This is a genomic window from Tenacibaculum sp. SDUM215027 (assembly GCF_050566205.1).
Lineage (GTDB): Bacteria > Bacteroidota > Bacteroidia > Flavobacteriales > Flavobacteriaceae > Polaribacter.
This window is the reverse complement of the sequence record NZ_JBNXUE010000005.1, coordinates 187,866-203,157: the sequence shown is the minus strand read 5'-3', so window position 1 is coordinate 203,157 and position 15,292 is coordinate 187,866. Positions and strand designations below refer to the sequence as shown.

Below are 15,292 nucleotides of genomic sequence, written 5' to 3'. Positions count from 1 at the left end.
GTGAATGAGTAACTTATGTATTTAAGTTTTTGTGATTTCATGTAGTGGGGGACTCTATAAAAAAGGTTAATTATTGTTTTTTTGAAAGCACGAAAGCATTCTTTCGTATTCAATAATGCTTTCTTGGTAATTATCTATTACCGAATTTATAAGTGATCTTATTCTTTTAATATTTTTTGATTGAGAGCTTAATTCTTCAATTTCGACAAGTAAATTTTTAGACTTTAAACCCATAATGGTAAATGAAGATTTTAAAAAATGAGCCACTTCTTTAATCAAAGTAAAATCTTCTTCATTGCTAGCTTTTTTAAGAGTTGTAACTTTTCCTTTGCTCTCTGTTAAGAAAACAGAAATCATTTCAGTGTATAGTTCAATATCATCAGAAAGGTTATTGTTTAGAAAGCTTAAATCAACAATTTCACTATGAAAACAATTATTTTTTAACATGGGGTTGCAATTTTGTTAGTGTAGTTTTAATACGAGTAATTAAGTAGTTAAACTAGCATATTTTTGTTATATTTGAGTGTTAGGTATGATTTTTCTATAAAATTAGTAAAAAAAGTATGTAAATAATAATTTAATGAGCAAGGAGAAGAAAATAGTTATAGCTGAGGATAACTCAGTGTTTTTATTATTGATTAAATTGAAATTAGAAAAAGAAGGTTATGAGTTGTTTGTTGCTGAAGATGGAAAAAAAGCAATTGAGCTTATAGAAACTCATCAACCTGATTTGATTTTAACAGACATAATGATGGATTACCTTTCGGGTTTGGAAGTTATAAGTCATGTTAGAAATGTATTAAAAATGAATGTCCCTATTCTTGTTTTTTCGGCTTCAGGTCAAGAAGAAATGGTAACACAAGCGTTTAATTTAGGAGCTAATGATTTTATGGTAAAACCATTAATGCCTAATGAGTTGGTGATAAGGGTAAAAAGAATGCTTATGTAAAATAAACTTATCCCTCAACTTTATGGTCCCCCCTCAATTTATCGATTCTTTTTTTAAAGATCTTCCGTCTATAGCCAAAATAATCTGGATACTTGCTACAGTCTTCTTTTTTGTTTTACTAAGTCTTATCCTTTTTTTAAAAGTGGTGAGGTTTCGTTTAAGAAAAAAAGAAGCATTTGTTAAAAACCAGAGTGAGCAATATGAAATCTACATAGTAGATTACCTATACGCATGCGAAGACTGTAAAGAATTAAACAATACCCAAGAGAAACTTATCTCACAGATAAAACTCAGTTTAACAACCAGTATAAACAGAAAAACGTTTGTAAATACACTTTTAAAGTTAAAAGGCGAAGTTTCTGGTAATATGATTGATATTATTAATCAACTGTATAAGAAACTAGAATTAGATGCACGAGCTTTATCTAAGCTAAAAAGTAGTAAATGGCATATAGTAGCAATAGGAATTAGAGACTTAAGAAGGTTTAAAGTATTAGAGGGTCAAAAAGAAGTAGCTAAATATATTAATCACCCTAAAACGGAGGTTCGTAGACAAGCGTATTTATACTTTATAAACTTATTTGGTTTTAAAGGACTTGATTTTTTAGATAACTTAAAGTCATCAATTTCTGTTTGGGATCGAATAGGAATTCTAGATGCTTTACAAGAAATAAAATCACAAAACATACCCGATGCTCGAAAGTGGTTAACCTCTAAAAACGACTATGTTGTGTTGTTAGCCCTTGAGTTAATTAGAGCTTATAATTTAAGAGAAACACAAGAAGAATTACTACAATTAATACAGCACGAAAATAAAGAGATTCGTTTAACAACTATTCACGTTTTAAACTACCTATATATTACAGAGGCGAAAGAATTACTAATTAACACTTATGAAAATTTAACAGAAGAAGAACAAATAGTAGTATTTGAGTTGTTAGAGAATATGGGGACAAAAGAAGAGGAGCCTTTTGTGTTAAAACATGTTACTAGCGAAGTTTTTGAAATAAAAGTGTTAGCTCTAAAAATTTTAAAACAAATAGACAGCCCAAAATTTGTAGGTATTAAAAATGAAATAAGTAAGCTAGGAAATTTTAAGGTTATTGATTTTTTAGAAAAAACCCCGTAAACAAAAAAAGTTATGAATACCTCAAGTGTTGCATATTACATATTATTAATTATTCACTTTTTATTTTTAGGATACTCATTTTTAGTTTTAGTATCGTACGGAGTATTAGCGGTTTATTCAAGAAAAGAAACGATTTCGTATTTAAGAAAAAATAGTTTTGTTAATTACAAAGACATATTATCATCAAGGTTAGCACCAGGTATTTCAATCATAGCGCCTGCGTATAATGAAAGTTTAAATATTGTAGAAAATGTGAGGTCGTTGCTCTCTACACACTATGCAGATTATGATGTAATTATAGTAAATGATGGGAGTACAGATGATAGCTTAGAGAAGTTAATTAAAGCTTATGATTTAGAAAAAGTAGAGTACCTAATTAATGAGCGTATTAAAACAAAACCAATAAGAGCTGGGGTTTTTAAGTCTAAAAACCCAGCCTTTGAGAGGCTTATTGTTGTTGATAAAGAAAATGGAGGAAAAGCAGATGCGCTTAATGTGGGACTAAATATTAGTAAGAATGATTATGTAGCCTGTATTGATGTTGACTGTTTGCTAATGGAAGACTCATTACAAAAAATGATAAAACCTTTTTTAGAATATACAGATAGAAAAGTAATTGCCTCAGGAGGAGTTATTAGAGTAGCTAATTCATGTATAATAGAAAACGGGAAGCTAATAGATATAAATTACCCTAAAGTAACCTTAGTTAGGTTACAAATACTGGAGTACTTACGATCTTTTTTATTGGGTAGAATGGCGTGGAGTAAATTAAATGGGCTATTAGTAATTTCAGGAGCGTTTGGAATGTTTGATAAAAATATAGCTATTAAAGTAGGAGGTTATAGTACAGAAACAGTTGGAGAAGATATGGAGATTGTTGTTCGAATGCGTAGATATATGGAAGAGCAAAATGAAAAATATAAAGTAGCATATATTCCAGACCCTTTATGTTGGACAGAAGCTCCTGAAAGTTATAGAATTTTTATATCACAGCGTAATAGATGGACGAGAGGAACAATAGAAACATTAAAAACACATCGGGCAATAGGCTTTAACCCTAAATACAGAGTTTTAGGAATGTTAAGTTTTCCTTATTGGTTCCTTTTTGAACGACTAGCACCTATAATTGAAGCATTAGGAATCATATATTTTATAGTACTGCTTTTTATGGGAAGTGTTTATTGGAATTATGTACTTGGATTTTTTTTAGTAGCCTATTTTTCTTCTATAATCTATACGTTATTAGCAATTTTTTCAGAAGAATTTAGCTTTCATCAATATAAAAAAAAGGGAGTAGGATTTCAGTTAATAAAGTCAGCCTTTTTAGAACCCTTTATTTTACATCCAATAATATTATACGCAGCATTAAAAGGAAATAAAGATTACTATTTTAATAAAAAACTTAAGTGGGGTAAAATGACAAGGAAAGGATTGAGTAATAACTAAACAACGATGAGAAAAAGTCTATTAACATATTTAAAAGTACTCACTGCACTGTTAGTAATGTTCTGGTTGCTAGGAATGATGGAGGTTTTTACTAGTTTTAAAGAAACACATACAATAGTTCATGTACTAAAACTTATTGTATATAAGTTGTTGCACGCTAGTATTACAGTTGTAATAATAGGAATATTATTTTTTCCTATATACTATCTTTTAGGATTAGGGAATAAAAAGTTAGCAGAAATAATAGCTATAGTCTTCGGACTGTTTCTTGTTATTGGTGAGTTTTCTTTGGTGAAGTATAGTATAACCACCTTATTAAATTTAGGAGCAGATCTTTTAGGGTATTCGTATGATGATATTTATAAAACAGTCGCATCTTCTGAATCATTTTCTATTACAAACTACCTGTTTTTCTTAGCAATACCGTTATTGTTTTTAGTACTTGTATATCTATTTAAAAAGAAAATACCAGAAAAGTTTTTTCTAAAAACAACTTTAGGCTTGCTAGTATTAGCGATTCTATTAAAGTTTTTTAACTCAGAATTTAATGAAGCTAAATATCAAAATAAAATAAGCTTTTTAGCAACAGATATTTTAAAATTTAAATTAGATGAAGTACAAACATACGATTACCAACCAGAAGATGTAAATGAGTATCCTCTTTTGAAATCATCAGAAGAAACAAAAGACGTATTAGGATCATTTTTTAATACAAAGCTACAAAAACCTAATATAGTTGTTATTGTAATGGAAGGGGTAGGAAGCGAATTTGTAGACGGTAATTCATACAGTGGATTTACTCCATATTTAGACAACCTAATAACAAAATCGTTGTATTGGGAGAATTTTGTTAGTAACACAGGGAGAACCTTTGGGGTACTACCTTCACTAACTGGATCATTACCTTTTGGTGATACTGGATTTTTAGAGATTATTAAAACACCAGCGCATTTATCGTTATTTAATATTTTAAAAGCAAATGGATATACAACATCATATTATACAGGAACCCAATCCAGCTTTGATAAAATCGTTAATTTTTTAGAATATAACAATGTTGATTTTATTGTTGATGAAAATAAATATGGACCTTCATATGTAAAAACAGGAGGAGTTGATGGTTTCTCTTGGGGGTATCCAGATGCAGAAATGTTTAAAAAAGTAGTAAGCACGTTAAAAGATAAAAAGCAGCCTAGGCTAGACGTAATAGCAACACTTAGTAACCACGAACCTTTTGTTTTTCCAGAAAAAGAAGTCTATGAAAAGAAAGTAGATAGTATGCTAAATACATCACAAACTTTTGGAGTTTCTAAGAGAGAAATAGAAAGTAAAAAAGAGATTTACGCAACATTACTTTATAGCGATAACTCTTTAAAAAACTTTATGAAGAGTTATAAAGAAAGAACAGATTTTGATAATACAATTTTTGTGATTACAGGAGATCATAGGTTAATTCCTATAGAACAAAAGGATAAGTTATGTAGATTTCATGTTCCGATGCTTATATACAGTCCAATGCTAAAAAAGGCACAGCGATTTAAGTCAGTTTCATCTCATTTAGATGTTGCTCCGAGTATCTATTCTTTTTTAACTAACAACTATGCTTTAGAGTCATTAAAACAAACTGCATGGTTAGGAACGGGGCTAGATACAGCGAAAAAGTTTAGAAATATTCATCAAATAGGTTTGATGCGTTATAAAGGAGGATTAAAAGACTTTATTTATGGTGAATATTTATTTTCTGATGGAGATTTGTATAAGATTGACAGCACTTTTGAAACTCGTAAAATTTATGATGAAAAAATATTGAGTGAGGTGAAAAAGTCTTTTGAAGAATTCAAAGCAATAAATAAATATGTAACCCAACAAGACAAAATTTACCCAGAAGTTATTTATGAAAAAAAGCAACCTGGAATTCAATTTACAGAAGAAGAACAAACAATAATAAGAGAAATAACAGAAGGAAAAACATTTGATGAGGTATTCCTAATAGCAAGATCAAAAGCTTTTGATGGAGATAGAACAGGAGCTAGGTTACTGTGTGATTTTATTTTAAGGACTATGCCTAACCACGCAGATGCAAGAATCTTAAAAGGTAGAACCTTGTCTTGGGACGGAGAGTATAAAGAAGCTGAAAAACTGTTACTAAATGCTGTTGAGAGACATCCGTTTTATGATGATGCTTACGTTGCTTTGTTAGATTTATATTGGTGGTCTGGTCAAGAAAATAAAAGTATAGCAGTAGCCAAAGAAGCTTATATAAATGAAATCAAAAACCCAGATATAAGTTTTAAGCTAGCAAAGGCATGTCAACGATTAAAACAAAAAACTAAGGCAGTAAAAATTATAGATAGTCTTTTAAATATATATCCAGATAAAAAGGAATACGTAGAATTAGAAAAAGCATTAAAAGAATGATATTAAAAAGCATAAAGAGTAACCTTTGTATACTGTTAACGTTGTTTGTATGTTCTGCCTTTTCACAGCAGAAAGTATTTCAGGGTAATCCAGATACAGCTTTTGAAAAAGCAAGAAAGATGGCTTTTAATAAGCAACGAAAAGAAGCACAAGATACCTTACGGTTTATTTTAACAAAGTATCCAAATTACTTAGATATTCGCTCCTTTTTGGCAAGTACTTATTCTTGGGATGGAAATTATAAAGAAGCTAGAAAAGAGTTTGAATATGTGCTACAAAAAGACCCTAAAAGGAAAAATGATTGGATAGCAACAATTAAAAACGAGTTGTACGCTTCATTACCATACAAAGCAAATGATTTGGTAAAAAAAGCATTATCATATTTTCCAGACGATACAGATTTATTATATCTAAAAGCAAAGTCAGAAGAAAAACTACAAAATCCAGAAGAAGCTTTAATAACCCTAGATAAAATAATTAGTATTGATGCTAACAATTCTAATGCAATTTCATACAAAGAAAGCTTAACCAATACATTGCGTTTTAATAGTGTTGGATTGAGTTATTCAACAGTTTTATATAATAAAAACGAAAGAGATGAATCTCACTATAGTACGCTTAATTATACAAGACAAACAAAATATGGTAGTATTATAGCTAAAATAAACTACTCAAGACGTTTTGATACTGATAATTTACAATATGAAGTAGACTTATACCCAAGAATAACAGATGGTTTATATGCATACGTGAGTGCAGGCTTTTCAAATTCTAGTTTATTTCCTAACGTACGTTATGGAGCAGAATTGTATAAATCGCTACCACTTGGCTTAGAAGTTTCTTTAGGTTTTAGAGGATTAAAATTTTCTGAGACGACTACTATATATACAGGTTCTGTAGGTTGGTACACAGGAAATAGCTACTGGTCATTAAGACCTTATTTTACGCCGAATGATAATGGTACAAGTAAATCAGTTACACTAACATATCGTAGATATTATAGCGATGCTGATAATTATTTTGGAATAGCTGTAGGGATGGGGTTTTCTCCAGAAATAGATAGGTTTCCTGTAAATACAGAACAAACAGTTATTTTTGATTTAAAAACACAAAAAATAAGGGGTGAGTACGCATTTACCTCAGGTAATAAAAAGCATGCTTGTAAAGCTTCAGTAAATATTTTACGAGAAGAAAAAAGTTTTGATCGTGGTGAATATTTTTTACTATACACCTTAGGAATATCTTATGATTTAAGATTTAGATAGAGGTTTGACCCTATAAACTTAAACAAACTTTCGGTTGTAGTTTTTACCTAATTTAACTGAGTAATCAATAACGTTTTTAATAATTTTTCTATTGTCATTTTTACGCCAATTGATATACAGTTCTGTGTTTTCTGGTAGTGTAATAAAACGGATGTTTGTATTTAAAGAAAATTGATAGGAGTAAGGCAAAATAGAAATTCCCAAACCTCTACCAATTAAGTTCAATATCATACTGCCAAAATCAGATTCAATGTGAGTTAGCGGTTCGAAGCCATAAGTGTTAAAAATAGTACGAAGTAATGAAGAAAAGTAGGTAGTGTGATGTAATCCTGAAAGAATAAACTTTTCATCTTTTACATCTCTTAAATCTACAAAAGAATCTTCAGTTAACCAATGATTTTTTGGAACTACAAGGCAAACAGGTTCAGCATATAGTCTTTCAGATAAAATAGAAGCATTTAAAACTTCATTTCTGCTAAAGGCAAAGTCTATTTGGTAGCTAGAAAGTAGTTTTTCAAGCGTAATATCAGTAGGTTCCATAAGTTCTACTTTCAAATCAGGTTTCTCTTCTGAAAATATTTTGAGTAATTCGGGTAAATAGTTGTAAGAGATAGAGCCAGGATAAGCAATACTAACAAGTCCGGAAGAACCTTCATCAATTTTTTTAGCATGCTGATGTGTGCGGTCAAACTCGTCTAATAGAACGTCCCACTTTTTCTTAAGGAATACACCAGCCTCTGTAAGTTTTACATTTCTTTTATCTCGCTCAAATAAAGTAACGCCTAATTCTTCTTCTAAAGACTGAATTTGTCTACTTAATGACGATTGAGAGGTGTAAACTTTCTCTGCTGTTTTCCAAAAATGTAATTCTTCTGCTAGAATTAAAAAATACCGTATCTGTTGAATAGTCATTTTAATGCGTTTTTTGCATTAATCAGTCAAAAATAAGTATTTTTTAATAAAGAGAACTGCTGTTGCTTTGCATAAAAAACTTTGTAATCATTTTTAAAAGAGTAACGAAATGGGAATTGAGAATTTTATTGCGTTTTTAGTAGCAACTGTTCTTTTTGTGTTAACACCAGGAATAGAAACAGTTTTTTTAATTAACAAGTCAATTAGTCAAGGACGAAGGTCTGGAGTATATACTAGTTTTGGTTTAAATACTGGGGCTTTAGTGCATACTTTGTTAGGTGCGTTAGGGTTGTCAATTATGGTAGCAAAATCAGCAATATTCTTTGCATTAATTAAATATTTAGGAGCAGCTTATTTAATTTATTTAGGAGTAACAAAAGTGATGTCAAAAAAAGGATTAATAACTGAAACGAATGAAGGACAAAAGAAAGATTCAGCAAAAAGTAATTTTACATCAGGGTTTATTACAAATATATTAAACCCGAAAGTTGCATTATTCTTTATAGCATTCTTTCCGCAGTTTATAAGTCCAACAGAAATAGAAAATCCAGTTCCTTTTATGATTTTAGGTGTTATTTATGCAATGATGACTACTGTTTGGTACTTGGTTTTAACATCATTTGCAGGTACATTTTCAACTAAAATTAAAGAAAATGAAAAAATGGGTGTGAGATTGAATAAAATTTCAGGAGTAATATTTGTATTGATGGGGATACAAATAGCGTTTATGTAAAAATTATAAACCGATAGTGATTGATGTTTCGCTATCGGTTAAAAAATTATACAGCTAAATCGTCAGATTTTACTTTTTTTAATTCGTTTTGTTTTTGTTGTAATAAGGCAAATCCAAAAGTTAAAACACCAACCCTTCCTATGAACATTAGAATAATTAAGAAAAATTTTCCTAAGTTCGATAGATCTCCAGTAATTCCAGTACTCAATCCAACAGTACCAAGAGCAGAAGCAACTTCAAACAGTATTTTGTCAAAAGAGAAGCTTTCGCTATAAGAAAATAAGAATGAGAACAAGAAAATTAAACTAGTATATAGCATAAAAGTAGATGTTGCTATATATATTCTATCAAAAGGTATAACCCTGTTTAAAAAAGTAATCTTTTTTTGCCCTAACAATCTACTTTTTAATATAGAAATCATTGCTGTTAAAGTTGTAATTTTCATTCCTCCAGCTGTTCCAGATGGAGATGCACCTATGTACATTAAAAAGGTTAAGAGCAGTAATATTGGTAAAGAAAAACTCCCAATAGGAATCGTATTAAAACCAACTGTTGTCATGGCAGACATTGTTTGAAAAAAAGAAGTCATCAACGAATGGTTGGAGTGTAGGGTTGAAGAAGGTTCCGATACGTATATAAGTAATGTTCCTGAAAGTAATAAGAATATAAACCCATACACAATAACTTTTGTTGTGAAGGATATTTCTTTAGTCTTTCCAGAAAGCCGATACCATAAATCCGTAACAACAATAAAACCTAAAGAACCAGCTATAGCTAGAATAGAGATGGTTGTATTTATAAAAACGTTATCGTGATATCCTTCATAACCATTGTTAAATAAACCAAAACCTGCTGTACAAAAAGACGAAACGCTATGAAAAATAGAAAACCAAATGGCTTTTAAGCTTTCCATTCCAGAATTGGTAAAAGCAATATAAAATAGAATAACCCCAATAGCTTCCATTACTAGAGTGAAAACAATAACACTTTTAATAAAGTCTTTTATTTTAATACTATTAGGTAATGTAAATTCAGTTCCTAGTAATTTACTATGCCAATGCGTTATTTTTTTCGTAATAAATAACAAATAGTAGGTTGTTAATGTCATGTAGCCAATTCCACCAATTTGTATGAGCATCATTATAATAAACTGTCCAAAGAAATTATAGGAATCAAAAATACTGATAGTAACTAGCCCTGTAGTTGATATTGCTGATGTAGAAATAAACAAATTATCTAAAAAAGATACATCTGTTTTATGAAATAAGGGAATGGATAGTAAAATAAAACCGATAAAGGTATATAGGAAGAATCCCCAAACTAAATTCATTTGAGGTGTTTTACTAATTTGGAATTTTTTATACCAAATAGATAGCTTTTTATATGTGTTATTTTTCATTTTTTGTAAAAAATAAAAACAACGAGCTAAGAAATACGTTGCTTTAATAATTGAAGTTCTAAGTATTTATGGATAAGTAATACTTCTAGCAAATTTAATTAATTCAATTTATAAAATAAAAGGAAAACTTAAAAGAGTATTATCTTTCTTGCTTCATTTGTTGTTCTTAGTAATTGTTTTTAAACACTTGATAATTTATATTACGAGATGCTGAAAAATAAAACTTACATAAGGATTGTCTAAGAATATGTTAGCTTTGTTATTACTTCTTTATGTTGTGGGAATAACTGTATTAACTCTTCTTTTTTGGGTAATACAAAATCGTTAAAATCAAACCCAGGAGCAACAGTACAACCTGTAAAAGCGTATGAGTTTTCCTTACTAACTTCAGCAGCAAACCAATAACCAGCAGGAACCATAAATTGTGGCTGCTCATCATTTTCTATGTTATTTCCTATAAGAACAAAAGAATAGTCTCCTTCAGGAGAAATCATATGTAGTTTTAAAGTACTTCCTTTATAAAAGTGCCAAATTTCATCTTGGTTGATCTTATGAAAAGCAGAAAATTTATCAGAAGTCAATAAAAAATAAATGCAAGTACTGTAATTTCTATCACCTATAAAATTAGAACTTAATTGATCATTTTTAATTATTCCGTTGCTTCTGTATGTTTCTTTGTAAAAACCACCTTCGGGATGCTCGGTTAAATCAAATTTTTTAACTATCTGTTGTGCTGTCATTTTCTTTTTGTTCATTCACTTTTTTAATAATGGATTTTAAACGCTCTTTCGTACGTTGCTTTTCTAAACGAAGTTTGTTTTCCTTCTGCTTCATTAAGCGTGTATGCTTCGCTTTGTTTACGGTGTTTTTTGCTTTCCCTTTTTTAGGCATCTTAAGGATTTATTTTCCAGATTTTATCGGCTGCTTTTAAATATTCTGATAAAGCTGCTGAACCATACCAGTTGTATAAATCAACATCTAAATATTTTGCTTCTATAGCAGGGTCTGTTTTAATTAATTCTTTAGCTTCTTCTATAGTTTTAACATTAAAGATAAACAATCCTCTGTATGAATTTTCATTTTTTTCAAAAGGTCCAGCTACAACTAGTTTATTTTCTTTTACTAACTTGTTTATATTGTTTAAGTGACCTCTAAAAGCGTTACTTCTTAGTTCTTTATCTGTAGATGTATTACTACCTGTTTTTAAAATAGCAAATACGTAACCTTTCATTCCATAATCATCAGCGCTTAATTTTTTTGCAAGTTCAGCATCATAATTAGGATTATTGTTTTGTGCAGTTAAACTTATTGATAAAAGCACTATTATGGTGGTGATTAGTAGTTTCATGGTAGATGAGTTTTTAATCTTATAAAATTACTACTTATTTTTAATAGCTAATAATCCCAAGAAAGTTAAGAATCCGTTTAATATTAATACAAAGAATCCAAAGTCAAAACCAAACTTTTCTTTGCTATAAAAACTAATGATATAGGTTAAAACTGGAGCAATCAAACAAATTACAGGAACAAACTTGTCTTTTATATTTAGCTTGGTAAATAATCCGAAGGCATATAAACCTAGTAATGGTCCATAGGTATACCCAGCAAACTGAAATATTTTAGCAATGACACTTTCATTAGCAATAAAATATTTAAAAATTAAAATGGTAGCGACCAAAATAAAAGAGAATAATATATGAATTTTCTTTCTTGTTTTTTCCTTTTCTTCCTCGTTATCTTTCTTGTCAATTTCAAGAATATCTATACTAAACGAAGTAGTTAACGAAGTTAAAGCACTATCTGCACTAGAATAAGCAGCTGCAATTAAACCAAGTAAAAAGAATAGAGAAGTAACCAGTCCTAAATTACCACTCATTGCTATGGTAGGGAATAAGTTGTCTTTGTGAGCGTTTAATTCATTTGCTGTAGCATAATCAGTTAACAGGATTCCTAAAGCTAAGAAGAAAAAGTTAACAATTACCAGTACTATAGTAAACCAAAACATGTTTTTTTGAGCATCTTTTAAATTGCGGCAGGTCAAGTTTTTTTGCATCATGTCTTGATCTAAACCTGTCATTACAATTGAAATAAAAGCACCTGAAAAGAATTGTTTCCAAAAGTAATTACCTGCTTTTACATCATCAAAAAAGAAAGTTTTAGAGAGATTGTTTTCAATTACATACGAAAACAAATTATCTATTTGCATTTCATCTTTTATCATTACAATACAAACACCTACTGCAATGAGCATGAATAAGGTTTGTAAAGTATCCGTCCATACAATAGTTTTTATACCTCCTTTAAAAGTATATAGCCATATAAGTAAAATGGTAATGGTTACCGTTACCCAAAACGGAATTCCATAAGCATCAAATAAAATTAATTGTAATACATTAGCTACTAAAAATAAGCGAAAGGCAGCACCAATAGTTCTTGAAAGTAAGAAAAAAGAAGCGCCAGTTTTATACGAATATCTACCAAAACGTCCTTCTAAATAGGTGTAAATTGAAGTTAAATTTAATCGGTAATAGAGTGGAAGTAGTACCAATCCAATAACGGCATAACCTAATACGTATCCTAGTACCATTTGCATATAACTCATTTTGTCACCCTCGATCCAACCAGGAACCGAAATAAAAGTAACTCCAGATAGTGATGCTCCAATCATACCAAAGGCAACTAAATACCATGGAGATGAGTTGTTTGCTTTAAAAAATGTTTGATTGTTTGCCGATTTACCTGTGATATATGAAATAAGAATTAAAACACCGAAATAGGTTAAAATAAGGAGTAGTATATGTAGTGGTTGCATATAGTTAAATTATGAATTACGAATGTACTAAAATTATCATTCGTAATTCATAATTAGCATTGTCTAAGAAAGTTCAATAACCACTTCTTCGGTTTTTCTACGGACTTTTTTTAAGTCTTTCATATAGTCGTCTTCTGCTCTAAAACCAACAGGTAATACTAAAACTGATTGTAAGTTGTATTTCTTCAAGTCTAAAATTTCATCATATTTTTCAGGAACAAAACCTTCCATTGGGCAGCTGTCAATTTTTTCATTAGCAGCAACAGTCATAAGGTTTCCTAGAGCGATATATGCTTGATTTTTCATCCAATGAAATAATACTTCTGGAGACTTGTTATTAATGTCGTTTGTTAAATACTCTTTAAATGGATTTAAAATTTCATCTGGTGTATTTCGGATGTCTTTTACCAATTGGAAATAGTTATTTACATAATCAGAGGTTAACTCTTTAGGAACACATAAAACTAATAAATGAGAGGCTTGTGCTACTTGATGCTGATTCCAAGAATGAGCAACCAGTTGTTGTTGAAGATTCTTGTTTTTTACTACAACCATTTTAACAGGTTGTAATCCGTAGGAAGTAGCAGTTAAATTAAAAGCTTCTTTTAAAATGTTAATTTGTTCTTCAGAAAGAAATTTATGTTCGTCAAATTTTTTAACAGCATAACGCCATTGTAAATTTTCTATACTATTCATGTGGTTTTAATTTTTGTTCTCAAATACTTGAGAATTATAATGCTTCAAGATTTGTCTTGAAATTAATATATTCCTTCACTTAATTACTTTGTAGATTTCCCTACAGTAACTTATTTAGCAAAAATAGAGGAATAAAAAGTTGCCCAAAAATACTTCGAATAATTAATATTGATAGTGTCATAGAAATATTTTGTACATTGAAAATGAAAAAGAAAGCATATGAAAGAAGAATTTTTACACTTTTTGTGGCAATACAAATTATTTAACAGTACAAATTTAATATCCGTAAAAAGAGAAATCGTTGAGGTTATAGATTCTGGAAGTCGTAATACAAATTCAGGACCTGATTTTCTAAATGCAAAATTAAAAATTGATGAGCAGTTATGGGTTGGAAATATTGAAATTCATATAAAATCATCTGACTGGTACGCTCATCATCATGAAAAAGATGTGAATTACGATGCGGTTATTTTACATGTTGTATGGGAGCATGATGCTGATGTGTTTATGAAAAACAATCATCCAATTCCGACAGTAGAATTACAAAGTTTTGTTCAAAAAGAAGTATTGGCAAACTATAAAAAACTGTTTTTAAAAGAGCAGCGATGGATTCCATGTGAAAAGCAAATAGCTGAAACTAGTTCTTTTATATTGAATAACTGGTTAGAACGGTTATACATTGAACGACTGGAAAAGAAGTCGGTTGTAATAAAAGAATTATTGCAAAAATCCAACAACAACTTTGAGGCTGTATTGTTTCAGCTGTTAGCTAAAAACTTCGGATTAAAAGTAAATGGAGCAGCATTTCTGCAGCTAGCACAATCATTTAATTTTTCTGTGTTGCGTAAAGTTCTATTCAATGAAGAACAATTATCAGCTTTATTGTTTGGGCAAGCTGGATTCTTAGAGCAAGAACTAGAGGAAACTTATTATTTACAATTACAAAAAGAATATACTTACATACGGCATAAATACAGGTTAGAGCCAATAGCTAAGCATAGATTCCAGTTTTTTAGAATGAGACCGAATAACTTTCCTACGATTAGAATAGCTCAAATGGTAGCTTTATATAACAAGTATCAAAACTTGTTTTCAAGATTAATAGATGTAAATAAAGTAGAGAGCTTTTATGACTTATTTACAGGTGAAGTGAATGATTTTTGGAAAACACATTATACATTTGAAACAGCATCTAAAAAAACGGATAAGAAGCTCACAAAATCATTTATTGACTTGTTGATTATTAATACGATTATTCCTTTAAAGTTTGTTTATGAACAGGCTAGAGGAGAGGTTGATCAAGAGGGGTTGTTACAGTTAATAAAACAGTTGAAACCAGAAAATAATTCGATTATAAGTAAGTTTTTGGAGTTAAAAATTAAAGCAAATAATGCATTTGAATCTCAAGCTTTATTAGAGTTTAAAAATAATTATTGTGCAAAGAAATGTTGTTTACAATGCGCTATAGGAAGTAAGTTGTTAAAGAAATAAAAAAACATAGTATTTGTCTTACAGATGCAGTAGTATCAATAT

Annotated in this window: 15 protein-coding genes; 7 read left to right on the top strand and 8 right to left on the bottom strand. The window is 29.7% G+C overall.

What is annotated here, in order from left to right; all coding sequences use genetic code 11:
- Positions 1 to 66 precede the first annotated feature (66 nt).
- Positions 67 to 447, bottom strand: a complete 381-nt coding sequence (locus tag ACQYZ7_RS12655) for an Hpt domain-containing protein (RefSeq protein WP_430730090.1) — start codon at positions 445 to 447, stop codon at positions 67 to 69.
- A gap of 133 nt (positions 448 to 580) precedes the next feature.
- Here ACQYZ7_RS12655 and ACQYZ7_RS12650 point away from each other — a divergent pair, with 133 nt between their 5' ends.
- The 5 genes from ACQYZ7_RS12650 to ACQYZ7_RS12630 all read left to right on the top strand — a co-directional run bounded on the left by ACQYZ7_RS12650 (position 581) and on the right by ACQYZ7_RS12630 (position 7,207).
- Positions 581 to 949, top strand: a complete 369-nt coding sequence (locus ACQYZ7_RS12650; RefSeq protein ID WP_430730089.1) for a response regulator — start codon at positions 581 to 583, stop codon at positions 947 to 949.
- A 22-nt stretch (positions 950 to 971) separates the two neighbouring features.
- Positions 972 to 2,078 (top strand): HEAT repeat domain-containing protein, encoded by a 1,107-nt coding sequence (locus ACQYZ7_RS12645; RefSeq protein ID WP_430730088.1) that lies wholly within the window; start codon positions 972 to 974, stop codon positions 2,076 to 2,078.
- A 12-nt stretch (positions 2,079 to 2,090) separates the two neighbouring features.
- The gene (locus ACQYZ7_RS12640; protein ID WP_430730087.1) at positions 2,091 to 3,524 is read left to right on the top strand and encodes a glycosyltransferase family 2 protein; all 1,434 of its coding nucleotides are present in this window, start codon (positions 2,091 to 2,093) and stop codon (positions 3,522 to 3,524) included.
- A gap of 6 nt (positions 3,525 to 3,530) precedes the next feature.
- Complete coding sequence (locus ACQYZ7_RS12635; RefSeq protein ID WP_430730086.1) at positions 3,531 to 5,942, top strand: sulfatase-like hydrolase/transferase; 2,412 nt, start codon at positions 3,531 to 3,533, stop codon at positions 5,940 to 5,942.
- A gap of 119 nt (positions 5,943 to 6,061) precedes the next feature.
- Positions 6,062 to 7,207, top strand: coding sequence for a YaiO family outer membrane beta-barrel protein (locus ACQYZ7_RS12630; protein ID WP_430730085.1), 1,146 nt, complete (start codon positions 6,062 to 6,064; stop codon positions 7,205 to 7,207).
- 18 nt (positions 7,208 to 7,225) lie between these two features.
- On the opposite strand, the gene ACQYZ7_RS12625 is transcribed toward ACQYZ7_RS12630, so the two are convergent.
- Positions 7,226 to 8,119 carry a LysR family transcriptional regulator gene (locus ACQYZ7_RS12625; protein ID WP_430730084.1) on the bottom strand — a complete coding sequence of 298 codons (894 nt, stop codon included), beginning with the start codon at positions 8,117 to 8,119 and terminating at the stop codon, positions 7,226 to 7,228.
- Positions 8,120 to 8,228: 109 nt separating this feature from the next.
- Here ACQYZ7_RS12625 and ACQYZ7_RS12620 point away from each other — a divergent pair, with 109 nt between their 5' ends.
- Positions 8,229 to 8,852, top strand: coding sequence for a LysE family translocator (locus ACQYZ7_RS12620; RefSeq protein WP_430730083.1), 624 nt, complete (start codon positions 8,229 to 8,231; stop codon positions 8,850 to 8,852).
- Between the two features lie 46 nt (positions 8,853 to 8,898).
- Here the strand turns inward: ACQYZ7_RS12620 and ACQYZ7_RS12615 are convergent, their stop codons facing one another.
- The 6 genes from ACQYZ7_RS12615 to ACQYZ7_RS12590 form a co-directional block, all read right to left on the bottom strand.
- Positions 8,899 to 10,251: a TrkH family potassium uptake protein gene (locus ACQYZ7_RS12615; protein WP_430730082.1), complete on the bottom strand. Its 1,353-nt coding sequence runs from the start codon at positions 10,249 to 10,251 to the stop codon at positions 8,899 to 8,901.
- Positions 10,252 to 10,490: 239 nt separating this feature from the next.
- Positions 10,491 to 10,991, bottom strand: a complete 501-nt coding sequence (locus ACQYZ7_RS12610) for a cupin domain-containing protein (RefSeq protein ID WP_430730081.1) — start codon at positions 10,989 to 10,991, stop codon at positions 10,491 to 10,493.
- Positions 10,969 to 11,142, bottom strand: a complete 174-nt coding sequence (locus tag ACQYZ7_RS12605; RefSeq protein WP_430730080.1) for a hypothetical protein — start codon at positions 11,140 to 11,142, stop codon at positions 10,969 to 10,971. The genes ACQYZ7_RS12610 and ACQYZ7_RS12605 overlap by 23 nt, the downstream gene beginning before the upstream one ends.
- 1 nt (position 11,143) lies before the next feature.
- A complete protein-coding gene (locus ACQYZ7_RS12600; protein ID WP_430730079.1) occupies positions 11,144 to 11,599 on the bottom strand; it encodes a YciI family protein in 456 nt (151 codons plus the stop codon).
- Positions 11,600 to 11,629: 30 nt separating this feature from the next.
- The gene (locus ACQYZ7_RS12595; protein ID WP_430730078.1) at positions 11,630 to 13,063 is read right to left on the bottom strand and encodes a sodium:solute symporter; all 1,434 of its coding nucleotides are present in this window, start codon (positions 13,061 to 13,063) and stop codon (positions 11,630 to 11,632) included.
- Positions 13,064 to 13,126: 63 nt separating this feature from the next.
- On the bottom strand, positions 13,127 to 13,759 hold the full coding sequence (locus tag ACQYZ7_RS12590; protein WP_430730077.1) for an NAD(P)H-dependent oxidoreductase: 633 nt from the start codon (positions 13,757 to 13,759) through the stop codon (positions 13,127 to 13,129).
- Positions 13,760 to 13,978: 219 nt separating this feature from the next.
- On the opposite strand from ACQYZ7_RS12590, the gene ACQYZ7_RS12585 reads away from it, so the two are divergent.
- The gene (locus ACQYZ7_RS12585; RefSeq protein ID WP_430730076.1) at positions 13,979 to 15,250 is read left to right on the top strand and encodes a DUF2851 family protein; all 1,272 of its coding nucleotides are present in this window, start codon (positions 13,979 to 13,981) and stop codon (positions 15,248 to 15,250) included.
- Positions 15,251 to 15,292 lie beyond the last annotated feature (42 nt).